This is a genomic window from Clostridium sp. (assembly GCF_050717635.1).
GTDB lineage: Bacteria > Bacillota > Clostridia > Clostridiales > Clostridiaceae > Clostridium_AD.
Genome location: NZ_JBOITO010000039.1, coordinates 270,690 through 294,139, shown reverse-complemented (window position 1 = coordinate 294,139; position 23,450 = coordinate 270,690). Strand labels below are relative to the sequence as shown.

At 31.5% G+C, this 23,450-nt stretch carries 26 protein-coding genes and 1 riboswitch; of the genes, 23 read left to right on the top strand and 3 right to left on the bottom strand.

All coding sequences use genetic code 11. The features are described 5' to 3' along the window. Positions 1 to 9 precede the first annotated feature (9 nt). Positions 10 to 417 carry a 4Fe-4S binding protein gene (locus ACREWB_RS20340; protein ID WP_431549285.1) on the bottom strand — a complete coding sequence of 136 codons (408 nt, stop codon included), beginning with the start codon at positions 415 to 417 and terminating at the stop codon, positions 10 to 12. Between the two features lie 199 nt (positions 418 to 616). Between ACREWB_RS20340 and ACREWB_RS20335 the strand changes: the two genes are divergently transcribed. The 5 genes from ACREWB_RS20335 (at position 617) to gnd (ACREWB_RS20315) (ending at position 7,513) form a co-directional block, all read left to right on the top strand. Then, positions 617 to 1,465 carry a MurR/RpiR family transcriptional regulator gene (locus ACREWB_RS20335; protein ID WP_431549284.1) on the top strand — a complete coding sequence of 283 codons (849 nt, stop codon included), beginning with the start codon at positions 617 to 619 and terminating at the stop codon, positions 1,463 to 1,465. A 136-nt stretch (positions 1,466 to 1,601) separates the two neighbouring features. Beyond that, positions 1,602 to 2,945, top strand: a complete 1,344-nt coding sequence (locus ACREWB_RS20330; protein ID WP_431549283.1) for a GntP family permease — start codon at positions 1,602 to 1,604, stop codon at positions 2,943 to 2,945. A gap of 112 nt (positions 2,946 to 3,057) precedes the next feature. Then, positions 3,058 to 4,581: a gluconokinase gene (gene gntK / locus ACREWB_RS20325; RefSeq protein WP_431549282.1), complete on the top strand. Its 1,524-nt coding sequence runs from the start codon at positions 3,058 to 3,060 to the stop codon at positions 4,579 to 4,581. 18 nt (positions 4,582 to 4,599) lie between these two features. Further along, on the top strand, positions 4,600 to 6,009 hold the full coding sequence (gene gnd, locus ACREWB_RS20320) for an NADP-dependent phosphogluconate dehydrogenase (RefSeq protein ID WP_431549281.1): 1,410 nt from the start codon (positions 4,600 to 4,602) through the stop codon (positions 6,007 to 6,009). A 94-nt stretch (positions 6,010 to 6,103) separates the two neighbouring features. After that, on the top strand, positions 6,104 to 7,513 hold the full coding sequence (gnd, locus tag ACREWB_RS20315; protein ID WP_431549280.1) for an NADP-dependent phosphogluconate dehydrogenase: 1,410 nt from the start codon (positions 6,104 to 6,106) through the stop codon (positions 7,511 to 7,513). Positions 7,514 to 7,581: 68 nt separating this feature from the next. Here gnd (ACREWB_RS20315) and ACREWB_RS20310 read toward each other — a convergent pair whose 3' ends face one another. Then, a complete protein-coding gene (locus tag ACREWB_RS20310; RefSeq protein WP_431549279.1) occupies positions 7,582 to 8,367 on the bottom strand; it encodes an ABC transporter permease in 786 nt (261 codons plus the stop codon). Positions 8,368 to 8,369: 2 nt separating this feature from the next. Then, positions 8,370 to 8,999 (bottom strand): ABC transporter ATP-binding protein, encoded by a 630-nt coding sequence (locus tag ACREWB_RS20305; RefSeq protein ID WP_431549278.1) that lies wholly within the window; start codon positions 8,997 to 8,999, stop codon positions 8,370 to 8,372. A 237-nt stretch (positions 9,000 to 9,236) separates the two neighbouring features. Here ACREWB_RS20305 and ACREWB_RS20300 point away from each other — a divergent pair, with 237 nt between their 5' ends. The 18 genes from ACREWB_RS20300 to ACREWB_RS20215 all read left to right on the top strand — a co-directional run bounded on the left by ACREWB_RS20300 (position 9,237) and on the right by ACREWB_RS20215 (position 23,350). Then, positions 9,237 to 9,530, top strand: a complete 294-nt coding sequence (locus tag ACREWB_RS20300; protein WP_431549277.1) for a nucleotidyltransferase domain-containing protein — start codon at positions 9,237 to 9,239, stop codon at positions 9,528 to 9,530. Beyond that, on the top strand, positions 9,523 to 9,924 hold the full coding sequence (locus ACREWB_RS20295) for a nucleotidyltransferase substrate binding protein (RefSeq protein ID WP_431549276.1): 402 nt from the start codon (positions 9,523 to 9,525) through the stop codon (positions 9,922 to 9,924). The genes ACREWB_RS20300 and ACREWB_RS20295 overlap by 8 nt, the downstream gene beginning before the upstream one ends. A gap of 59 nt (positions 9,925 to 9,983) precedes the next feature. Beyond that, positions 9,984 to 10,088, top strand: a riboswitch (TPP riboswitch). Positions 10,089 to 10,178: 90 nt separating this feature from the next. Then, complete coding sequence (thiT, locus tag ACREWB_RS20290) at positions 10,179 to 10,817, top strand: energy-coupled thiamine transporter ThiT (protein WP_431549275.1); 639 nt, start codon at positions 10,179 to 10,181, stop codon at positions 10,815 to 10,817. A 162-nt stretch (positions 10,818 to 10,979) separates the two neighbouring features. Beyond that, positions 10,980 to 11,495: an STM3941 family protein gene (locus ACREWB_RS20285; RefSeq protein ID WP_431549274.1), complete on the top strand. Its 516-nt coding sequence runs from the start codon at positions 10,980 to 10,982 to the stop codon at positions 11,493 to 11,495. An 82-nt stretch (positions 11,496 to 11,577) separates the two neighbouring features. Next, entirely contained in the window at positions 11,578 to 12,156 is a 579-nt protein-coding gene (locus tag ACREWB_RS20280) for an HD domain-containing protein (protein ID WP_431549273.1), read from the top strand. An 83-nt stretch (positions 12,157 to 12,239) separates the two neighbouring features. Beyond that, positions 12,240 to 14,393: an EAL domain-containing protein gene (locus tag ACREWB_RS20275; protein WP_431549272.1), complete on the top strand. Its 2,154-nt coding sequence runs from the start codon at positions 12,240 to 12,242 to the stop codon at positions 14,391 to 14,393. A gap of 170 nt (positions 14,394 to 14,563) precedes the next feature. After that, positions 14,564 to 14,890 (top strand): GntR family transcriptional regulator, encoded by a 327-nt coding sequence (locus ACREWB_RS20270; RefSeq protein WP_431549369.1) that lies wholly within the window; start codon positions 14,564 to 14,566, stop codon positions 14,888 to 14,890. A gap of 1 nt (position 14,891) precedes the next feature. Next, positions 14,892 to 15,767, top strand: a complete 876-nt coding sequence (locus ACREWB_RS20265; protein WP_431549271.1) for an ATP-binding cassette domain-containing protein — start codon at positions 14,892 to 14,894, stop codon at positions 15,765 to 15,767. Next, the gene (locus ACREWB_RS20260; RefSeq protein WP_431549270.1) at positions 15,767 to 16,501 is read left to right on the top strand and encodes a hypothetical protein; all 735 of its coding nucleotides are present in this window, start codon (positions 15,767 to 15,769) and stop codon (positions 16,499 to 16,501) included. The genes ACREWB_RS20265 and ACREWB_RS20260 overlap by 1 nt, the downstream gene beginning before the upstream one ends. 141 nt (positions 16,502 to 16,642) lie before the next feature. Further along, positions 16,643 to 17,749, top strand: a complete 1,107-nt coding sequence (locus ACREWB_RS20255) for an alanine/ornithine racemase family PLP-dependent enzyme (protein ID WP_431549269.1) — start codon at positions 16,643 to 16,645, stop codon at positions 17,747 to 17,749. A 24-nt stretch (positions 17,750 to 17,773) separates the two neighbouring features. Next, on the top strand, positions 17,774 to 18,937 hold the full coding sequence (locus ACREWB_RS20250; protein ID WP_431549268.1) for an AI-2E family transporter: 1,164 nt from the start codon (positions 17,774 to 17,776) through the stop codon (positions 18,935 to 18,937). Between the two features lie 130 nt (positions 18,938 to 19,067). Then, entirely contained in the window at positions 19,068 to 19,820 is a 753-nt protein-coding gene (locus ACREWB_RS20245; protein WP_431549267.1) for an NYN domain-containing protein, read from the top strand. A 211-nt stretch (positions 19,821 to 20,031) separates the two neighbouring features. Beyond that, positions 20,032 to 20,286, top strand: a complete 255-nt coding sequence (locus ACREWB_RS20240; protein WP_431549266.1) for a spore coat associated protein CotJA — start codon at positions 20,032 to 20,034, stop codon at positions 20,284 to 20,286. Further along, entirely contained in the window at positions 20,286 to 20,573 is a 288-nt protein-coding gene (locus tag ACREWB_RS20235; protein WP_431549265.1) for a spore coat protein CotJB, read from the top strand. The genes ACREWB_RS20240 and ACREWB_RS20235 overlap by 1 nt, the downstream gene beginning before the upstream one ends. A gap of 3 nt (positions 20,574 to 20,576) precedes the next feature. After that, a complete protein-coding gene (locus ACREWB_RS20230; RefSeq protein ID WP_431549264.1) occupies positions 20,577 to 21,158 on the top strand; it encodes a manganese catalase family protein in 582 nt (193 codons plus the stop codon). A gap of 208 nt (positions 21,159 to 21,366) precedes the next feature. Next, the gene (locus ACREWB_RS20225) at positions 21,367 to 21,870 is read left to right on the top strand and encodes an amidase domain-containing protein (RefSeq protein ID WP_431549263.1); all 504 of its coding nucleotides are present in this window, start codon (positions 21,367 to 21,369) and stop codon (positions 21,868 to 21,870) included. A gap of 167 nt (positions 21,871 to 22,037) precedes the next feature. Then, complete coding sequence (locus tag ACREWB_RS20220; protein WP_431549262.1) at positions 22,038 to 22,781, top strand: serine/threonine protein kinase; 744 nt, start codon at positions 22,038 to 22,040, stop codon at positions 22,779 to 22,781. Then, positions 22,781 to 23,350, top strand: coding sequence for a hypothetical protein (locus ACREWB_RS20215; protein WP_431549261.1), 570 nt, complete (start codon positions 22,781 to 22,783; stop codon positions 23,348 to 23,350). Before ACREWB_RS20220 ends, ACREWB_RS20215 begins: the two co-directional genes overlap by 1 nt. Positions 23,351 to 23,450: the final 100 nt, after the last annotated feature.

The window sequence follows — 23,450 nt, the reverse complement described above, 5'->3', positions numbered from 1 at the left end:
TACCTATACCTACCTTTCTTCAAATGTAATGCAATTATGTGGACAATACTGAGCGCAAATTCCACAGTGTTTACATATTATTGGTTTATTTTCTTCTTTGTTAAAATGAACAGCCATGATGCTACAAGCTTGAACGCATTTTTTACATCCAATACATTTACTTGAATCTAATTTAACACCTCCACCTGCCTTTGCTGTAAGAGCACCAAATTGACACGCATTTAGACAGGCAATATTATCTGTGCAAGCTCGACAAACCGTAGCATAAAACTGTCCCTTTACTCCTCCGGTTGTTTTAATTCTTATTGCACTCTTTTCAAAAGAATGATTTTTCTGATTTACCGTAGAACAAACAAGCATACAAGTAAAACAACCTGTACATTTATTCATACCATCGGTTTTTAATATTTTTGACATTTTAAATCCTCCTTTCAAATTCCTATGTATATATTAATTGAATGAGAAATACTGCATATTATTTTACATCTATGTATTAAATTATAGTTTATATTATAGAGTAATTACAACTTAAATTTTAAGTATAAGGTATATTATAGTATAATAGAAACAAAAGCAAAGTTGTTCGATGAAGACGTTAATAAAAGGTGGTAATATGATGAGCGATATAGGTGGTATAGAAAGATTAAGGAATATATATTCAGAACTTAAAGGTACAGAGAAAAGAGTTGGAGAATACATACTTAAAAATCCAAAGGAAATTATCCATTCATCTATAACTGAGCTTGCTGAAAATTGTAATTGTGGTGAAGCCACGGTGTTTAGACTTAGTAAAAAATTAGGGTTTAAAGGATATCAGGATCTAAAGATAAGTATTGCAAGTGAAATTGTAAAGCCTCTTGTAAATATACATGAGGAAATAAAAGAGAACGATGATAGTTTGGTTTTAATGCAAAAAATATTTAACTCAACAATAAGTTCTCTTAATGAAACTCTAAGGATAAATGATAGTAAAGAGTTAGATAAAGCTATTGGATATATCCATAATGCAAAACGTATAGCTTTCTTTGGTATGGGTGGGTCTGCAGCAATAGCGCTTGATGCCTATCATAAATTTATGAGAACAGGAAAATACTGTAGCTTTCATGAAGATTCCCATTTTCAAGCTATGTTAAGCGCCATGTATGATGAAAATGATTGCATAATAGCTATTTCAAATACTGGAAGTAATAAGGAATTAGTAGAGAATTTAGAAATCGCCAAAGGAAAAGGCGTGAAAATTATTTCCATAACTTCAAATTACAAATCTCCTATATTAAAAGTATCTGATGTGGTACTCGTATCTTATGGTAAAGAAAATTTAACGAGAAGTGAGGCAATGGAGTCGAGAATTAGTGCATTATCACTGATAGACTGTATGTTTGTGGGTACTTGTCTAAAGGATAAAGATAATTATTATAAGGCTCTAGGACAAATAAGGGAAGGTATAGCAAATAAAAGATATTAAAAATAATTTTCATACACTCGATGAGAGTGTATTATTTTATTCAATTATGAAAATTATTTTCAAAAAACCCTTGATTAAACCTTTACATTATATTATACTAATAAAAAAGAAATAAATTTTCAAGGGGGAGTTTTTTATGTCAAGTGCAGCTTATTTAACATTAGTTATCATTTTAGGAATTGCTTTGCTATTATTTTTAATCATGAAATTAAAGCTTCAAGCATTTGTTTCATTACTGCTAGTTAGTATGGCGGTAGCAGTAGCAGCTGGTATGCCTTTGGACAAGGTAATGGGATCAATACAAGCTGGTATGGGAGGAACACTTGGATTTATTGCAGTTGTGGTAGGACTTGGTGCAATGTTTGGACAAATGCTTCAGGTATCAGGTGGAGCAGAGAGATTAGCTAGAACACTAGTTAAAAAATTTGGTAAGGATAAATCACAATGGGCACTAATGTTAACTGGATTTATAGTTGCTATACCAGTATTTTTCGATGTAGGTTTTATAATTTTAGTACCAATAGTTTATTCCCTCACAAAGGAAACTAAAAAATCAGTCCTTTATTATGGTCTTCCACTTCTAGCGGGACTTGCGGTTACACATTCATTTGTGCCACCAACACCAGGACCTGTAGCGGTTGCTGCATTAGTAAATGCAGATATAGGTAAAGTTATTCTCTATGGTTTAATAGTAGGACTCCCTGCTGCAATACTTGCAGGCCCTGTATTTGCTAAATATATTTCAAAAAAGATATATGCAACTGTTCCTGAGTACATGTTACAAGAAACAGATGCTACTATAAAGGAAGATAAAGATTTACCAAGTTTTGGATTTGTACTATTTACTATAATGGTACCACTTATATTGATAGTATTTAATACTTTTTCTAATGTATTTTTACCGAAGGAGAGTTATTTTAGAACAGTTATGGGTTTTCTAGGACATCCCTTTGCAGCGTTAACAATAGCTACACTAATAGCTTTTGTGGGACTTGGAAGATATAGAGGAATGAGTCGCGAGAAGGTAAATGAAGTTGCAACATCATCACTAGCACCAGCAGGACTTATAATCTTAGTAACTGGAGCAGGTGGCGTATTTAAACAAGTATTAATAGATAGCGGTGTAGGTGAAATGCTTGCAAAGGGGTTAGTAGGTTCTAGCCTTAGTCCACTAATACTAGCCTTCTTAATAGCTGCTGTAGTTAGGGTTGCTGCAGGTTCAGCAACAGTTGCCATGATGACAGCAGGAGGAATTATAGCTCCAATGCTTGGAGCATTTAATGTAGAGCCGGCACTAATGGTTATTGCAATAGCATCAGGTGCTACAGTATTATCTCACGTAAATGACAGTGGTTTTTGGCTTGTAAACAGATACTTTGGGATATCAGAGAAGGATACTCTTAAATCTTGGACAGTTATGGAAACGATTATAGGTGTAGTTGGACTATCTGGTGCATTGATTCTCAACTTATTTGTGTAAAAGGTATATACTTAATTAGAAATCCAATATACCCTATAGAGTGGACAAATAAAATAGTCTACCCAATAGGGTATTTTCGAAGCTGTGAAAATTTATTTTAAAGGAGGACAACATGGAATATTTTATTGGACTAGATATTGGAACAAGTAGCACTAAAGCTATAGCGTTTGATTTAAAGGGGAATGTAATTTCAAACTGTAATATAGGATATCCTATTTTAAATCCTAAACCATCATGGAGTGAGCAAAATCCTGAGGAGATGTTTGAGGCAGTTATTAATACTATTAAATATGTAGTAAATGAAAATGATAAAAATAACAATAAATTACTTGGTGTAAGTTTTAGCTCTGCTATGCATGGTATAATGGCTGTAAATGAAAATGGCCAAAAATTAACTGATTGTATTATTTGGGCAGATACTAGAAGCGTTGAGTATTCAGAGCGTATAAAAAATAGCAAAATAGGCCATAAAATCTATATGAAAACGGGTACCCCAATTCATCCAATGTCACCATTATGCAAGCTTGCATGGATAAGGGATAATATGAAGGACGTGTTTAAGAATACATATAAATTTATATCTATTAAAGAATATGTTTTCTTTAAACTATTTGGAAAATACGTTGTGGATTATTCAATTGCATCTGCTACTGGTATGTTCGATATTTACGAGCTATCATGGGATAAAAATTCATTAGAAATTGCAGGTATAAGTGAGGATAAATTGTCAATTCCAGTATCCACAACACAATCTTTTAAAGGAATGGGCAAGAAGTACGCAGATATGATGGGAATTGATACACAGATGCCATTTATAATTGGAGCAAGTGATGGTTGTCTTGCAAACCTTGGAGCGAATGCTATAAAACCAGGAGATGCAGCTGTTACAATTGGAACTAGTGGAGCTATAAGAATAATAGCGGATAAACCCAAAAATGATGAAAGTGAAAGAATCTTTAGTTATATTCTAAATGAAGATCATTTTGTTCTTGGTGGTCCGGTTAATAATGGAGGGATTATTTTCAGATGGTTTAGAGATAATTTTTCGCAAATAGAACTAGAAAAGTCAAAGGAAATAGGCGTGGATACATATGAGCTACTAACAGAAGTTGCATCCAAGGTACCAGCAGGCGCAAATGGTCTGATATTTTTGCCATATCTACTTGGAGAGCGAGCACCACATTGGGATGCAAACTCTAAGGGGGTATTCTTTGGAATAAACATTACTCATAAAAGAGAACATTTCTTAAGAGCACTTTTAGAAGGAATAATGTTTGGTGTTTACAGTGTGGGCAAAGCTTTAGAGGAGACAACTGGTAACATCGATACAATTTATGCTACTGGAGGGTTTGTTAGATCTGAACTTTGGGTTCAAATGCTTGCAGATATGTTTAATAAAAAGGTAGTAATAGCTGAAAGTTATGAAAGTTCATGTTTAGGAGCAGTAGTACTTGGTATGAAGGCATTAGGACTTATAGATAATATAGAAGAAGTAGAAAAATTAGTTCCTATATCTAAAACATATAAGCCGGATTTGAAAAATCATATAGTTTACATGGAAACTTTTGAAATTTATGAAAGATTGTATTTAAAATTAAAAGATGAGTTTGTAAATATTGGCTTATTACAAAAATAAGATTTGGGAGTGTATATTATGAGTAAACAACAATTTGGAGTTATAGGTATCGGTGTTATGGGTAAAAATCTAGCTTTTAATGTTGAAAGCAGAGGATTATCAGTTTCAGTATATGATCGATCTAGAATTGCAATAGATGAGCTTCTTATAGACGCAAAGGGAAAAAAAATTGTAGGAACATATTCTGTAAAGGAATTCGTGAGTTCTTTAGAAGTTCCAAGAAAAATATTAATTATGATTAACGCAGGAAAACCTGTGGATGGCGCAATAGAAGAACTAATACCCTATATTTCTAAAGGCGATATAATAATTGATGGAGGTAACTCGTTTTTTATGGATACAATTCGAAGAAACAAAAGGCTTGAAGCTTTGGGTTTTAAATTTATAGGAACTGGAGTATCAGGAGGCGAGGAGGGAGCTTTAAAAGGTCCAGCTATTATGCCAGGTGGACAACTAGATGCTTATAAAATAGTAGAACCAATTCTTACAGCAATAGCTGCAAAAGTTGACGGAGAATCTTGTTGTACGTATATTGGGAAAAATGGAGCAGGACAGTATGTAAAAATGGTTCATAATGGAATTGAGTATGCAGATATGCAACTTATTTGTGAAGCCTATGCGCTTTTAAAAGGGATTTGTGGGCTATCTAATGAAAAGCTCCAGGAAGTTTTTACAAAGTGGAATAAAGGCGAACTTAATAGCTATTTAATAGAAATAACTAGTGAAATTTTCGGTCAAAAGGATTCTGAGACTGGAAAACACATGGTTGATGTTATCTTAGACAAAGCAGGTCAAAAGGGAACGGGGAAATGGACTAGTCAAAGTGCTTTGGATTTAGCAGTGCCAATCCCTACAATAACAGAAGCTGTTTTTGCACGTTGTATTTCCGCAATAAAAGACGAAAGAGTGTTCGCAAGTAATATATTAAAAGGGCCAGAAACAGTGTTTGAAGGCGACATAGATGAGTTTATAGAATCAGTAAGAAAGGCTCTTTATGCAAGTAAAATATGTTCATATGCACAAGGATTTGCACTTATGAAAGCTGCATCAGAGGAGTATGATTGGGAACTTGAATATGGTGAAATTGCTAAAATATTTAGAGGTGGGTGTATTATTCGAGCTCAGTTCCTTAATAAGATTAGCGAAGCTTACGTAAAAGATGCTAATATTAGTAATTTAATGTTAGACTCATATTTTAAGGATATTCTTAATAGTTATCAAAAAGACTTACGATATGTAGTATCTACAGCTGTAAATTTAGGAGTGCCAGTACAAGGATTTTCTAGTGCGATAATGTACTATGACAGCTATAGAAGTGCAAAGCTTCCAGCAAATTTACTACAAGCACAAAGGGATTATTTTGGTGCTCATACTTTTGAAAGAACTGACAAAATAGGAATATTTCATCATGAATGGGTAGCAGAATAAATATGTAAAAAAAATTAACTTGTTTAAGTAATTTAAGTGTATAATTAAGAAAATAAACATTATATATGTAAAGATATGTAAGGAGGCTTGGATTATGAATAAGCAGCAATTTGGAGTTATTGGTATGGGTGTCATGGGTAGAAATCTAGCTTTAAATGTTGAAAGTAAGGGGTTCTCCGTCTCTGTGTATAATAGAAATAGAACAAGGACAGATGAGTTAATTATAGAGGTAAAAGAAAGAAATATTATTGGAACATATTCTATAGAAGAGTTCGTAAATTCACTAGATATTCCAAGAAAAATATTGATTATGGTTAAAGCAGGAAAACCTGTTGATGATGTTTTAGAAGAATTGATACCATATATATCAAAGGGTGACATATTAATTGATGGCGGTAATTCGTTTTTTATGGATACAATGCGTAGAAGCAAGCAGCTTTACGATTGCGGCTATAAATTTATAGGGACAGGGGTTTCTGGAGGGGAAGAGGGTGCTTTAAAAGGTCCCGCAATTATGCCAGGTGGTCAAATTGATGCCTATAAAATTGTGGAACCCATTTTTACAGCTATAGCTGCAAAGGTAGATGGGGAGCCTTGCTGTACTTATATTGGTGCAAACGGTGCAGGTCATTATGTAAAGATGGTTCATAATGGTATTGAATATGCAGATATGCAGCTTATTAGTGAGGCTTATTCACTGTTAAAAGAAGTCGCAGGGCTATCTAATGATCAGCTTCATGATGTATTTGCTGATTGGAATAAGGGTGAGCTTGATAGCTATCTAATAGAAATAACTAGCGAAATATTTACTCGAAAAGACAATGACACTGGTAAGTATATGATTGATATTATACTAGACCGTGCAGGTCAAAAGGGAACGGGGAAATGGACTAGTCAAAGTGCTTTAGATTTATCAGTGCCAATTCCTACAATAACAGAGGCTGTTTTTGCACGTTGCATCTCGGCGATAAAAGAAGAAAGAGTTTTCGCAAGTAATATTTTAAAAGGCCCTGAGACAAAATTCAAGGGAGATGTAAAAGAGTTTATAGAATCAGTAAGAAAGGCTCTTTATGCAAGCAAAATATGTGCATATGCACAAGGGTTCGCACTTATGAATGCTGCGGCAGAGGAGTATAGCTGGAATCTTGAATATGGAGAAATTGCTAAAATATTTAGGGGTGGGTGTATTATTCGAGCTCAGTTCCTTAATAAGATAAATGAAGCTTATGTAAAAGATGCTAGTATCAAAAATCTAATGTTAGACTCGTATTTTAAGGATATTCTTAATAGTTATCAAGTGGACTTACGATATGTAGTATCCACAGCTGTGAATTTAGGTGTTCCAGTGCAAGGATTAGCCAGTGCAATAATGTATTATGACAGTTATAGAAGTCAGAAGCTCCCAGCAAACTTACTACAGGCACAAAGAGATTATTTTGGTGCTCATACCTTTGAAAGAACGGATAAAGAGGGAATATTCCATCATGAATGGGTAACTGAATAAGAAGGTGCCACCCACGTGGCAAGTGGCATGTGGGTGGCACCTTTTAAATTTTATCTAATATGGTTAGTCTAAGCCTCTGTCCATGCTATGAATTGTTTCTTATTATTATATAGTGATTTGTAACCAAGGTTTAAAGATAAGAAAACTGTAATACAAACAGAAGTACAAATGGCAATCATAATGGCTATTTGGTACATAATTGCGGTGGTTGGTAGTGTTCCTGATAATATTTGCCCAGTCATCATACCAGGTAAAAAGATTATGCCCATACCAAGCATAGAATTTATGGTAGGAATTAAGGCGGTTTGTAGTGCATTATTGGCAAAGGGCTGTAAGATATCTTTAGGTTCCACTCCTAAATTGAGTAGTGTGCTAATTTTACTTTTTTCTTTGCCTAAGTCATCCATAAAGGTTTTTATGGCAATGTTTACTCCCGTCATAGCGTTACCGATAATCATACCAGCCAGTGGGATAGTGTATTGAGGATTGAAGATGGATTTATTAACAACTACAGTGACAAAGAAAATTAAAACGAACAGCCCTGAGAAGGTCAAAGAACATCCAATTGCAATTTTAAATTTCAGATTTAAGTCTTTTTTACTTTTAATGACTCTATGAATAGAAAATATTAGCATAAGTAATAAAAATATTATTGTAAATATAGGTTTTGGATTACTAAATACATATTGGAGTATATAACCAACAATTACAAGCTGAACTGACATTCTTATACTTGCAATTAAAAGAAGCTTTGTTTGATTAACCTTTGATTTTTTCATTATTATAAGTACGATAATTAAAAGTAAATAAATAAGAGAAAACTTGAAAATATTCAGTGTAACTGCTCCTTGCATATCTAAAACTCCTTAATTATTTCGATTTTATTTTCGCAAAATTCTTCTACAATATTTTTATCGTGACTTATAATTACAACATCAATATCTTTTTCTTTACAGAAAGTTATTATATTACTCATAATCTTGTGGCTGTTTTTTTCATCTAATGCTGAAGTTGGCTCGTCCAGTAATATAACTTTTGGACATAATGATAAAAAAATAGCTATATAAACTCTTTGACGCTCGCCACTAGAAAGAGTAGAGGCACTTTGGTCTAGAGGCACATTTACGCAGCAAAGCTGAGTAATGTACTTTATATAATCACTATTAGGCATAGGTAATTCTCTTAAAGAATAAAACTTTTTAAAATTATCTATAATGCTCTCATCAAAGAGGAAAGGTTCTGAAGAAACTAGACTGACCTCACGTCTTAAAGAAATAGGATTATATTCATCAAGAGCTATACCATTATATAATAATTCTCCAGATATGGGATTTATGGAGTTATTTAATAATTTTAAAAAAGTACTTTTACCACAGCCACTTTCTCCAACAATAAAATTAATTTTGCCTTGCTTAATTTCTATTTTATCATAACTTAAATTGGCTTTATAAGTAAGATTACTGGCCTTAAATAATAATTTATTCATAATTGTGGTTTCCTTTTTTTATATATTTTGATTGTGTATTTTCAATAGGTTTATTATAGCATATTATAGTTTACTATACATTTAAAGATATCTATATGAAAGGTAATATTGTAATGTGAATAAAGTTATATTTTTATTTCAACAGTCTTTGCATATCGGTATTCAGATGTTATAATTTAACTATGCGAACATATATGGAAGAGTAATTATATTACAACTTTTGTTAGGAGGACTTAAATGAGTATTGATTTAAATGAAAAACTAATCTTGAGTATACAAAATATAGGGGCTAAATATCCAATACAAAAGATTGTTCTTTTTGGTTCAAGAGCTAGAGGAAGTAGTAACAGTAGTAGCGATATAGATCTTGCAATTTTCACATTGCCAGAATTTAAAAATCAAGGCAGTTTTTCAAGCGACATTGATGATCTTGAAACACTCCTTAAAATAGATATTGTATTTATAAATGAAAGAACTGAACTTAAGTTAATGGAGAACATTAAAAAGGATGGTGTAGTAGTATATGAATAATTCTAAGAGGAAATTCGAAAATTTTAAGAATGCACTTAATAGATTAAAAGATGGGATTTTAAAGTTTGATGAAGCTAATGATTTATTAAGAGATGGATTAATACAACGTTTTGAATTCACATTTGAGCTTTCATGGAAGACGCTGAAGGTTTATTTTGAAGATGAAGGGCTTATAGGACTTAACTCTCCTAAAGCAGTACTAAGAGAAGCTTTTTCAGCTGGACTTATAAAAGATGATGAGTTGTGGCTTAGAATGCTTAATGATAGAAATTTAACTTCTCATATTTATAGTGAACAAGTAGCTATAGAAATATGCGACAATATTAAGGAGAAATATGTGATAGCGCTTAATGAATTACTGAAGCAAATTGAAATAAGAATTTTAAAAAATTAAACTAATACAAATACTTGTACAAAGTAACATTAAGTTATATAATTGTATTTAGAAAATAAAATATGTGCTAGGGGTGCTTTATTGCTGAGATATGAATATTTAATTCATTAACCCTTATACCTGATCTGGATAATACCAGCGGAGGAAAGCGGTTATGATGTATAAATACATTAACTATATTCCTTATGTGAATATAGTTTTTAAGTTTTTTGTCATAATCCTTTTGTAGCACTCAATTCGAGGAGGCTATATAAATGAATTTTACTGAAAAAATCACTGAAATCACAAAAGATCCTGTCGTTATTTTTGCATTACTAGGGGTGCTCTTAATAATCTTTGCACTTTTAAGGATCAGAAAAATTAAATTTACTACGAGGATGATAACTTTAGTAGGTATATCTCTTGCATTAGCTACTGTATTACAACTTATAACTATATTTAAATTACCACAAAGTGGTAGTGTTACCGCTGGAAGTATGGTGCCTATAATACTTGTAGCCCTTTTGTATGGTCCCGAAGTTGGATTTTTAACAGGTTTCTTATTTGGAATTATTAATTTTATAGTGAGCCCATTTGCACTCCACCCAGTGCAAGTTCTATTTGATTACCCTCTTCCTTTTATGGCAATTGGAATAGTTGGATATTTTAGAACATTTAATATTACAGGAATACTTAGTGGAGTAGTCATAGCAATGTTTGCAAGATTTGCATGCCATTTTATATCTGGGGTAGTATTCTTCGGAAGCTATGCGCCACCAGGAACTTCTGTTTATTTATACTCATTTTTATACAATGGCTCATATATGGGCGCAGAAACTATTATTACCTGTGTAATCATTGCAATTATACCCATAAAACGATTTGGTGCCACCCACGTGGCAAGTGGCATGTGAAATAAGTACGATGAAAGTAATATTGCAGCTTGGCAGAAGATGCGAATAAACAAAGAGAGGGCAAGAGAAATCTTGCCCTCTCTTTATAAGTTTAAATTAGTAATTAGATAGAATATAATGTATAATCTTGTTAAGGATATTTTTCACTTTGGGGGGGTTAAAATGAATGAAGTAATTATTAAACAAACTAAAAAGAAAGTCATACAGCTTATAATATTGGATATTTTAATATTGATTGTGTCTGTCTATGTCTTAGCAATGTCGATAATTAACGTAGAGATTCTGTTTATAATTGTTGGAATAATAGGCACAGTATTTTTTGGTGTATGTTTTATTTTTATAGTTAAATCTGTTATATGTAAAACACCTTTACTATTAATAGGGAATGAGGGCATAACTGACATGTCAACGGTTACTAGCGTTGGGTTTATTGCTTGGGGAGAAATTGAATCTATAAGCGTTAAAAATTCCACGCAAAGATTTATTGCGGTAACTGTTTATAACCCCATTGAAATCAAGAAAAGAATATCTCTTCTCAAACGGGTAGCTATGAAATCAAACACGATCCTTCATATTCCACCGGTGTTAATATTATTAAATATAGTAGATATAGAGTTTAATGAGGCATTATCACTAATGCAAAAAAAATTAGAGGAATACAGAACAAATTTAAATTAGTTATTTATCTTGGTATAGCATTATTGACCATAATTTCTTTATGAACTATAATAAAATAATTAAAGGAAAGAAGGTTTTATTTATGAAAAAAACAACGCCTAATAGAGAACAGGCTTTTGAATTATTAAAAAAGTATAATAAGACTGACAGTTTGATAAAACATGGACTATCGGTTGAGGCAGTTATGAGACATTTTGCCAAGCTAAATAGTGAAGATGTAGAGAAATGGGGTATAGTTGGGCTTCTTCATGATTTAGATTATGAAATGTATCCCAGTGAACATTGTGTTAAAGCAAGGGAGATATTAGGGGCAGAGGGCTACCCAGAGGAGTACATACATGCAGTGATGAGCCACGGATGGGGAATGTGTACGGAGGTAGAACCAATACATAAGATGGAGAACATCTTGTATACAATTGATGAACTTACTGGGCTTATAACAGCAAATGCCCTTATGAGACCAAGTAAGAGCATATTGGATTTAGAAGTAAAGTCAGTTAAAAAGAAATTTAACCAGAGAAGTTTTGCAGCAGGCGTTAATAGAGATATTGTTCTTTTAGGGTCAGAAAGAATGGGAATGGATATTAGTGACATAATTTCTGAAACTATAAAAGGTATGAGAAGTGCTGCAGAAGAAATTGGATTAAAAGGAGAGATTTAAGCGCCACCCACGTGGTAAGTGCATGCCACTTGCCACGTGGGTGGCACCTTTTAAAAAACCTACACATTAAGGGAGTATTATTTATGAAAATCACTTTTAGATGGAAATTATTCTTATATTTTGTAGCAATTATTTTATTTACAGCTATTCCTATAGTAGTAATATCTCACAATTATATATATGCTTCACTAAAGACGTTTTCTAATACGGGAAAGCAAATGGAACAAGCAAATAATGCTTATATGATTATAGTGGCCTTTGGTGTTCTAATAGTTATTTTATTTCTTACCTCTATTATGACAAAACGCATTACAAAACCAATCACACAGCTAATATCTTTAATGAGGAAAGCTGAAAATGGTAATTTTTTAGTTAGAGCTACGACTATTAATACTAATGATGAATTTGGAGAGCTAGCAATTGGGTTTAATATGATGATTGAAAAAATCAGTTCCAACTACGACGAATTATTAGAGGTACATGAAGAATTAACTGCAGTAGAAGAAGAGCTTCGAGCTCAATATAAAGAACTTCAACATAATGAAGAAGCCTTAACAATTAGCGATGAAAGATATAAGCTTGCACTAGATGGAGCAAATGATGCAATTTGGGAATTTGATTTGAAATTAGGTACTTTTTTTGCATCTGACAAATTATTTGAGATTACGGGTTATAAACCACATAAAAATTTTACTGTACAAACTTTTTTACAACAATTCGTTCACTTTGAAGATAGGGAGATTGCTAAAAAAGATTTTGATAATCATATCTACAATAAAACTGATATTTACAAATCTGAATTTAGAATGAAACTTAATGATGGTACTTATATTTGGGTATCCAATAGAGGTAAGGCACTAAGAGATTCAAAGGGTAAAGCAGTTAAGCTTGCAGGTTCTATAACAGATATTACGGATAGAAAGAACTCGGAAAATAAAATAAGATTCATGGCTTATTATGATGAACTTACTAAACTTCCCAATAGAACTTTTTTCATGCATAAGCTAAAACATGAATTAAAAATGGCGAAGATTCAAGATTCTATGGGAGCTGTATTTTTTATAGATTTAGATAATTTTAAAAATATAAATGATACTATGGGTCATGATTATGGAGATAAACTATTAATATATTTAGCAAGGCAAATGGAAGGCTTAATAAATAAAAAAGATACTATGTGTAGACTAGGAGGAGATGAATTTATACTCCTTCATCCTTATAATAATGAAGACGAAGTAGAATCTTATGCGAGAGCATTATTGGGTTTATTCGATAATTTTTTTGAAATTGATAATAAGCAAATGTATATTACAGCAAGTATAGGGGTGGCAATATATCCAAAGGATGGGAATGATACAAGTACTATTATGAAAAATGCTGATTCAGCTATGTATAAAGCAAAAGAGTTAGGTAAGAACCGATTTGCTAGGTTTGATGAAGAAATGTATCTGAAATTAGAAAGAAAAACGCGTATTGATAGAATACTTCGAAATGCAATTGAAAATAAGGAGCTAAGCATACATTATCAACCTCAGTATGACGCAAAAACAAATGAGATATTTGGGTTTGAAGCGTTACTTAGATTAAATAGTGAGGAGATCGGTTTTGTATCTCCTGTAGAATTTGTTCCTATAGCAGAGGAAACAGGATATATAGTGCAAATGGACAAATGGGTACTTAATGAAGCTTGCTCTCAAAGTATGAAATGGCTTAACGCAGGCTATAAATTCAAGAGGATAAGCATTAATGTTTCCACAGTGGATATGCATCAAATGGATTTTTTAGATACTGTCAAAGCCATTTTTAAAAACACAGGTATTAATCCGAATATTGTTGAACTTGAAATTACTGAAACAGTGCTTATGGAGTCCCTTGAAACTAATGTAAAGATATTAAAAGATTTAATGAATATGGGTGTAAGGATTGCACTAGATGATTTTGGTACTGGTTATTCTTCACTTAATTATTTAATGAAAATTCCAATCTCAACTTTAAAAATTGATAAATCCTTTATAGATAATATAACTTCAAACATACAAAATAAATCAATAATTAAAAACATAATTCAAATGGCTCATAGTATGGATTTGAAAGTCGTAGCAGAAGGGGTAGAAACGGAGAATCAGCTTTCAATACTTAAAAAAAATGAATGTGACTATATACAAGGATATTACTATAGTAAACCTCTGTCTGTCATGGATGCTGAAAAATTATTAATTTCAAATATAAAAGAGTAGAAAGCTTTAAATAACTAGTCTAGGTGAAGGTTCACACTGACTAGTTTTTTTAATTTTTCTATTGACATTAAAGTTAATTGGTTATATAGTTAATTATATAAGCAACTAACCAAAAAAACAAAGAAGGTGATATTGTGAAGTTAGATTTTAATAATGATGTACCTATATACATGCAAATTGCTAAAGAAATTGAGGATAGTGTTCTTAAGGGGATTTTCCAGGAAGAAAGTGTAATTCCATCTACAACTGAGATATCTGTTAAGTACAAAATAAATCCAGCTACAGTAGCAAAAGGATTTAATTTACTTGTAGATGATGGAATTATATATAAAAAGAGGGGTGTTGGTATGTTTGTTGTAACTGGAAGCAAAGAAAAATTAGTAAAAAAGAGAAAAGAAAATTTTTATGAAAGCTATATAGTATCTTTAATAGAAGAAGCTAAAAAGTTAGATATCTCAAGTAGTGATATTATTAAAATGATTCAGGGGGGGATATAATATGGCCACAATAAAAGTAATAAACGCAATTAAAAAATATGGGGATACTTTTGCATTAAATAATATAACGTTAAATTTAGAAGAAAATAAAATTTACGGATTACTTGGTCGAAATGGTGCAGGAAAGACAACACTTCTAAATGTTATAAACAACAGAATTTTTTTAAGTGATGGGACTATCTCTATAGATAATAAAAGTCTTTTAGAAGATAAAAGTGGGCTAGGTAAAATTTATTTTATGACAGAGCAAGATTTATATCCGCAGGGTATGAAAGTAAAAGAGATTTTTAAATGGACAGGAGAATTCTATCCAAACTTTGATATGAAATATGCATTAGAACTTTCTAAGAAGTTTGAATTAAATATAAACAAAAGGATAAAGGAACTTTCAACAGGATATTCATCCATATGTAAACTTATAAATACAATGGCATCAGGTGCTGAGGTCTTAATGTTCGACGAGCCAGTTTTGGGACTCGATGCAAATCATAGAGAGATGTTTTATAGTGAACTTATGGAAAGTTATATAGAAAAACCTAAGACTATTGTACTTTCTACTCATATTATAGAAGAAGTTGCACAATTATTAGAACGGGTAGTTATTATTGTGGATGGGAAAGTAATTAAAGATGAAAGTGTAGAAGAATTATTAAAGGGGTGCTATTGCGTATCGGGACTCAATAAAAATATAGATTATTATATTGAAAATAAGAATTGTATAAGCACAGATGAGATGGCAGCTTATAAATCAGCTGTTATATTAGGAGAAAATGGAGACAATGAAAAGAAAGACCAGAAAAAACTAGAGTTAGAAGTAACAAAGGTTGAACTTCAAAAACTATTCATTCATTTGACGAGTAAAGGGGGGATTAAATAATGAGAAGTTTTAAACTTGCTAAATACAATATTAAGAGTAGCCTTAAATCAATCATGATTTTTTACTGTATTTTTATAACTGTAATAATATGCATATCTATAACAGCTGGAGGAAGTTTTTCTGGAATTGAGTTTTCATCTATGATATTTTTGTTTGTTATGGGGCTGAACTCCTTTAAAGAAAATTTTTATTTTGCACAGGCTAACAATATTCCAAGAATAGATTATTTTAAAGCTGTAGTAATGACCATCATGCCTATAGGAATCGCAATGTCTATTTTAGATGTAATAATAAATAGAGTGCATAATTTATTTGGTATATGTCCAACACTATATGATATGAGCTATAATAATTTATCTAATCTACAAATATATACAGAAGGATGGATACAAAGTAATAGCATAGGAACACTGCTAGGAACAGTTACCTTTTTATCAGCCTTTTACATTGCAGCGTTTGCAGTAGGATTATTAATAACTTTAATATATTACAATTGTAATAAAACAATGAAAATCTTAGTATCTTTAAGCCCTGTAGGTATTATGGCTATATTTAGTAAACTTTCATATAATGATCCTGAGTTTGGACAAAAGGTAGCTGAATTTATTGATAATATACTTGGAATAAGCGCAAAAAATTCTTATACTGCTGTATTAACATTTATATGTTTATTTCTAGTAACAATGGGTTTTGTTTACCTGCTTGTAAGAAAGGCAGTGGTTAAAAGAGATTAGGAAAGTGAAAGGTGTAAAAAGCTCTGGGAAATAACAACAACAGGATAGTTTAATTAAACTATCCTGTTGTTGTTTAAATTATCCCTCTTATGGGATATAATAATAATAAGTTAATTTGCAACAAGAAGGGATGAAAAAGTAATGGAACAAAAGACACATTCAAATCACAAATATCCAATACTTGAAATAAACTTAAAAAAAATACGAGAAAATGTGAAAATTATGGTTGACTTATGTAAATTACAGGGTATAAGTTTGTCAGGAGTAGTTAAGGGATTCAACGGAATACCAGAGGTTGCAGAACAGTTCACAGATGCAGGATGTACATATATAGCGAGTTCAAGAATGGATCAAATAATCAAGTTAGCAGAATATGGGATTGGTAAACCATTTATGATGATTAGAATTCCAATGTTTAGTGAAATAGAAGATTTGGTGAAATTTGCTTCTATTAGCTTAAATTCTGAACTTGAAACATTGAATAGAATAGAAAGCGAATGTGAAGTGCAATGTAAAACACATAAGGTGATTTTAATGCTTGACCTTGGAGATTTAAGAGAAGGTGTTATGGATGAGGAAGAATTTATAAGCTTAGCTGTATATGTAGAAAAAAATCTTAAAAATGTTGAGCTATACGGAGTAGGGACTAATTTAGGTTGTTATGGTTCAATAAAACCTACAGAGGAAAATCTAGGAAGACTTTGCGCTATTGCTGAAATAATTGAAAGTAAAATTAAAAGAAAACTGGACATTATTTCGGGAGGAGCCACAAGCTCATTACCACTAGTAATAGATGGGAAAATGCCTAAAAGAATAAATAACTTAAGAATAGGTGAAGGAGTACTATTAGCACAGGATTTAGAAGCATACTGGGGATATGATATGAAACATTTGCATAAGGATACTTTTGTGCTAAAAGCTCAGGTTGTGGAAATAAAGAACAAACCTACTCATCCTATTGGAAAAATATTTATCGATGCTTTTGGAGATACACCAACATACGCGGATAGTGGAATAAGGAAAAGAGCCTTGCTTGCTATTGGAAAACAAGATTTTGGATCACATGATAAGTTGATTCCACAAAAACAAGGCGTTAAAATTGTGGGAAGTAGTTCTGATCACTTAATTATAGATATTGAAGATTGCGCCTGTGAAATTAAACTGGGGGACATACTGGATTTTTTAATGTACTATCCACCAATGATGTATTTAACAGGGTATTCAGATATAACAAAAATTTTTATATAAAATTATGCGAGGAGAAATTCAATTATGCAAGAAAGATTTGATAAAAAATATCTTAAATATGTATTGTATGCTACCCTTTCAGCAACCTTGGTTTTTATTAGTTATAACATAGTCTTTCATTTCGGAGAGATTGTCAGCGGTGTATTTAGTGGGATAGGAACTTTACTTTCAATAATTTCACCTCTTATTATCGGTATTATAATTGCTTATTTGCTATATCCATTATCAAAATTTTTAAATAAGGTTCTCGTTCATCGTCTGAAACTTAAATATAAGCCTCATTTATTAAGTATTATACTAACATATATAGTAGTGATTGTATTATTCGTTTTACTTATTTATAGTATTTATGCAATGATTGGTGGACAAATTAGTGACAATAAAACGCTATCAGCTATGTTTACTACTATCGGCTCTTATGTAAAGCGTTATAATGAACTATTTGATTACATGGACATAAAGATTACAGAAAGCGGACTTTCTGGAGATGTGAAGGGGTATTTATCAAAAGCTATAAGTCAAATAGCACCCTATTTATCAGTTTCTATAAATAGTATAATTAAAATATCTACCGGCTTTGGAAGCAGCATACTAAAAAGTTTTATTGGAATATTTATTTCTTTTTATTTATTAAAGGATTACGAATATTTTGAAAAGTTATATATGAATTCCATGAGAATTATAATGAAAGATGGCAAATTAAAGAAGTTTAATAAAACTGCTTTTGAAATTAATAATATTGTGTCAAATTTTATAAGAGGCCAACTTCTTGTTGGTTTAATAATTGGACTGATTAGTAGCATTGGACTAACCATTATTGGTATTGACTTTGCTTTTCTTATCGGGTTTACTGCAGGCTTAGCTAATGTTATACCTTATGTTGGTCCAATAATTGGTTGTATTCCAGCAATTATTATTGGTCTACTTAGTCCAAACCCTATAATGGCTCTTTGGGCAGTACTTCTACTTTTTGCGGTTCAACAGCTAGATGGTGCAGTTATATCTCCAAAAATTGTAGGGGATAGCATGGGGCTTAATCCGATATTTGTAATTATGGCAATAACCATTGGTGGTACAATAGCAGGAATTCTTGGAATGCTTTTATCTGTACCAATTGCAGGTATAATTAAACTTTTCTTAACAAAGGTTATGATAAAGCACCAGCAACAAAATAGCACCGAAGTTTAATGGAGGGGGTGATTTTATAAACAAAGAAGGGATATTTGTAAATGTGTAGAATGTTATAATAGAGTATTTTATTTTGAATAAGTGGATAATATAATTATTGTAAAATAGACTAAGCGTAAAGGAGAAAAAGATGGAGAAGGATAAAAAAATTGCAGTACTTATTGATGCTGACAATGTTTCTGATAAATATATAAAATATATAATTGATGAGATTTCGAATCATGGAACGCCTACATATAAAAGAATATATGGAGATTGGACTAAACCTCAATTATCATCATGGAAGAGCGTGTTACTTAATTATTCTATTAGTCCAATACAGCAATATAGCTATACTACCGGCAAAAATTCAACGGATGCAGCCCTTATAATTGATGCCATGGATATACTATATTCTAATAATGTGGATGGGTTTTGTATTGTGTCTAGTGACAGTGATTTTACTAAACTTGCAGCGAGGCTAAGAGAAGCTGGTATGTATGTTGTTGGAATGGGAGAAAGAAAAACTCCTACACCTTTCATCGCAGCTTGTGAGCAATTTAAATATCTTGAAGTATTAGCTTCAATGGCCACAAAACATAATGAAACAACTAGTGCAAAAGGGGCACATATTCAAGAAGATTCAAAAATTAGCATGACAAGTTCACATAAATTAGCGGAAGCTATTAAAACTATAATAACTGAAATATCAGATGAAGATGGGTGGGCATTTTTAGGGGAACTCGGAAGCACACTTAACAAAAGGTATCCAGATTTCGATACTAGAAATTACGGGTATACAAAGCTTACACCTTTTGTAGCATCTCTAAATCAATTTGAAATTAGATCAACAAAAACTAGTAATCCAAGTATAAGTCTTAAATATATTAGAAATAAGGAATAATATTTTTTGAGATACTATAGTTGAAATATACATTATTCATATAATATAAATGTAATACTCAAGTAAAAAGACCATGAAAAGCTTAATTGCTTTAAAGTGGTCTTTTTATATTCTTTATAATCTGCTTTTAGAATTAGAATAATAAATTACAATCACCTTTTTTCAAGCTTGCATATTATATTATGTAACAAATATTTTATGGAGGTATAAATTGAAAAAGGATGAAACGAAAAAAAAGTTACCCGATAACAACTCAATGAATAATTGCATACCACAAGAAACAGTAATTGAAAATGTTAGATTAGCTGCTGCATATGTCCCATTTCAAAATATATGTGCTCTTTTTACACCAGTTGACGCACTCATGAGAGGAACTGCTTTCCCAGAACTCTACAGTCCCTACATTGGTGAGAATAAAAAAAGTAGACCATGTCATATGGAAACAAGTAATAAGGAGCGAATCTAATGAAAAAGGAAATGAATGGAATGGAAATGTTGAAACAGATTAGTGTTACACATTTTATGTTGGAGGATTTAGGATTGTTTCTTAATACTCATCCAATGGAGCGGGATGCTATTGTAGAGTATAATCGTTATGTTATGCAATTGAGAGGACTAAAAGAAAATTATGAGAAGAGTTACGGGATGTTATCTCAACATGACTCCTTAAGTCCTTATCCATGGCAATGGATAGATGAACCATGGCCTTGGGATTATGATGCTAATTTTAGGTTCGAAAAGGAGGATATTTAAGTTATGTGGACATTTGATAAGTATTTAGAATATCCGGTAAAAATTAAAACCCCTAATCCAGAAATGGCAAAAATTATAATTACTCAATATGGTGGACCAGATGGGGAGTTAGGTGCATCATTAAGATACTTAAGTCAGCGATTTTCTATGATTACGCCTCAAGCTATTGCAACTTGTAATGATATAGGTACGGAAGAATTGGCTCATTTAGAAATGGTTGGTACTATGGTTAGGCAGTTAATGAAATGTGCAACTCTTGAGGAAATTAAAAAAGGCGGAATGAGTGGTTACTATGCTGACCATGGTAGAGGGATATACCCTGTAGACGCATCAGGCGTTCCATTTTCAGCTGCAGGTTTTCAGTCTAAAGGAGATCCAATTGTAGATCTTACTGAGAATTTAGCCGCAGAACAGAAGGCAAGGGCTACCTATGAATATCTAATTAATATGGCTGATGACCCAGATGTAATAGAGCCTTTAAAGTTTCTACGTGAAAGAGAAGTTGTTCATTATCAAAGGTTTGGTGAAGCACTTAGAATTGTTCAGGATTATTTAAAAGAACCACATTTATTTATAATGCGTTAATAAACAAAAGAAAAGCTGTGAAGAGTTACTTCACAGCTTTTATATTAAAGTAAAGGGGGACTTTGCTTTAATAATTAATTATTCTATAATTAAACAATAACATAAAAATGTTACAATATAATGAATAAAATGTGTAGAAATTGTAAATATTAAAGAAAATATCTGTTTTTATAGTGAAAAATGGAGAAAATTTTTAAGGAGTAGTGTTATGCCAAATAAATATAATAGAATATCAGCTGCAAATTATGCTATAAATTATGCGCTTGTACCAAACAGCGAATACAAGTATTATAAATCTTTAGATGAGGGTGGTGGAGACTGTACAAACTTTATCTCTCAGTGTTTAAAAGCAGGTGGAGCACCCATGGATTATAATAAATATAGACCCTTTTGGTATGACATGAAATCTGGTAAAGCTTCAGTCTGCTGGGCTGTTGCTCATTCTCTATACTGGTATTTAAAAGTAAACCAAAATATAGGTAGAATTAAAGGACGAGAAGTAGAAGATATAAGAGAGCTTGAAATTGGGGATTTAATATTTTACGAAAATTATAATAATGTTATTTTTCATTCTACAATAGTAACTTCATTTGTAGAAGTTTATGGTAATAGAGAACCACGGATATCGCAGCATACATTTAATCAACTTAATGCGACTTATAAAAAAAACTATGATTATAAAAAAGCACATTTTATTAAAATTATGTTATGAACCAAATGGAATAAACGGATAGGCGCATTAAATGTGCCTATCCGTTTATGCATATAATTATTAACAATTATTTGCGTTTTTATCTAACATTTTCGGTTGTAAGTGAATAGTATATATTATGCCATATGTAAATTGATTATGGTAAAAAAAATTTAGGTGATAGGAATATGGACAAGTATTTCGACAAAGGAGAAGTTCTAGATAAATATGTTATTGAGAAATTTTTAGGTGAAGGCCGTTATGGTATTGTATATTTAGGAGTAAATGATAAAAGTGAAAAATGTGTAATAAAACAATTAAAGGTAGAAGAACTAGAAAATACTAGAAAGAAATTGTTTTATGAAGAAAAGATATTAAGAAATTTAGAAAATTATTCTGGTTTTCCTAAATTCATTTCGAGATTTGAAGATGAATATAGAGAAGGCTATATATTAGAGTATATGGAGGGAAATACCTTTCATCAAATATTATCCAAGACCCAATATGAATTTACAAAAGAGGATATTTATGAAATTGCTGATAAGCTTTTAGATTTGATAAAAGAGTTGCATAATGAAAATATTGTACACCGAGATATTAGAGCTTCTAATGTAATTATAAATGGAAATAAAGAATTGGTATTAATTGACTTTGGATTGGCAAGATTTATGGATAATAAAAGATATACAAAGGAAGTAGATTATTGGTTTTTTTCTGATTTTTTAATTCATTTATATTATTCATCTTATGTTGATGCAAATTTAGAAGAAGAAAAGCCGTGGTATGAAGAACTTGATTTAACAGAGGAGGAAAGACATTTTTTAAAGAAGCTTATGGGACTTGATGGTGAGTATAAGAATCTTTATGAAATTAGAAAAGACTTAGAAGAATTAAAGAAATATTTCACTTCTAATGGAAAGAGGAATGTGTAATGCAAAATTCAGTTAGCATATATAAAATGTATCCTAAAACCTTTAGGGCAAATGTCTACACTTTAGATCCTTTTAGGATGATAGGTTTAATAGATGTAAGTATTATGTTTAATGGTGTCATGGAAACAGTAACCCTAGCTTTTTATAGATCTTCAGGAACAAATAGCGGAAAAATAAAGGGGCTATGGTATCCAATAGCTGGTATAAAGACACAAAGGAGTAATTTTGTAGAATTTACACCATATATAAACTTTGTTTTAACTAAAACTACAAGAGACGGTAGAGCTGGGAGAGGCTGGCTGGCTAAATCATTATTCTTTGGGAATAGAAATTATGATCCATCTAAAATAAGAGGATTTTCAAACGGAAAACACTATGGAAGTCTTTTAGAGATAGGTGAGACTTTAAGGGATTTATGTGAAGAAGATGAATATAAAAAAATGACTTCCTTAAACTCTAAAAAATATAACACCATATTAACTGCAACAGATATATATGAGGGTAACAAATATTCACAAAAGGAAAACTTTGAGAAGTTTATAGAGGAAATATTTTTGGATCATCAATAATAATAACTAACAAAATAGGTGGCTTAAGCATAATATATATTAAGTTAAGATCTTAACTTAATATAAGTTCAAATAAAATATAAAATAAGGGAGGTGCCTT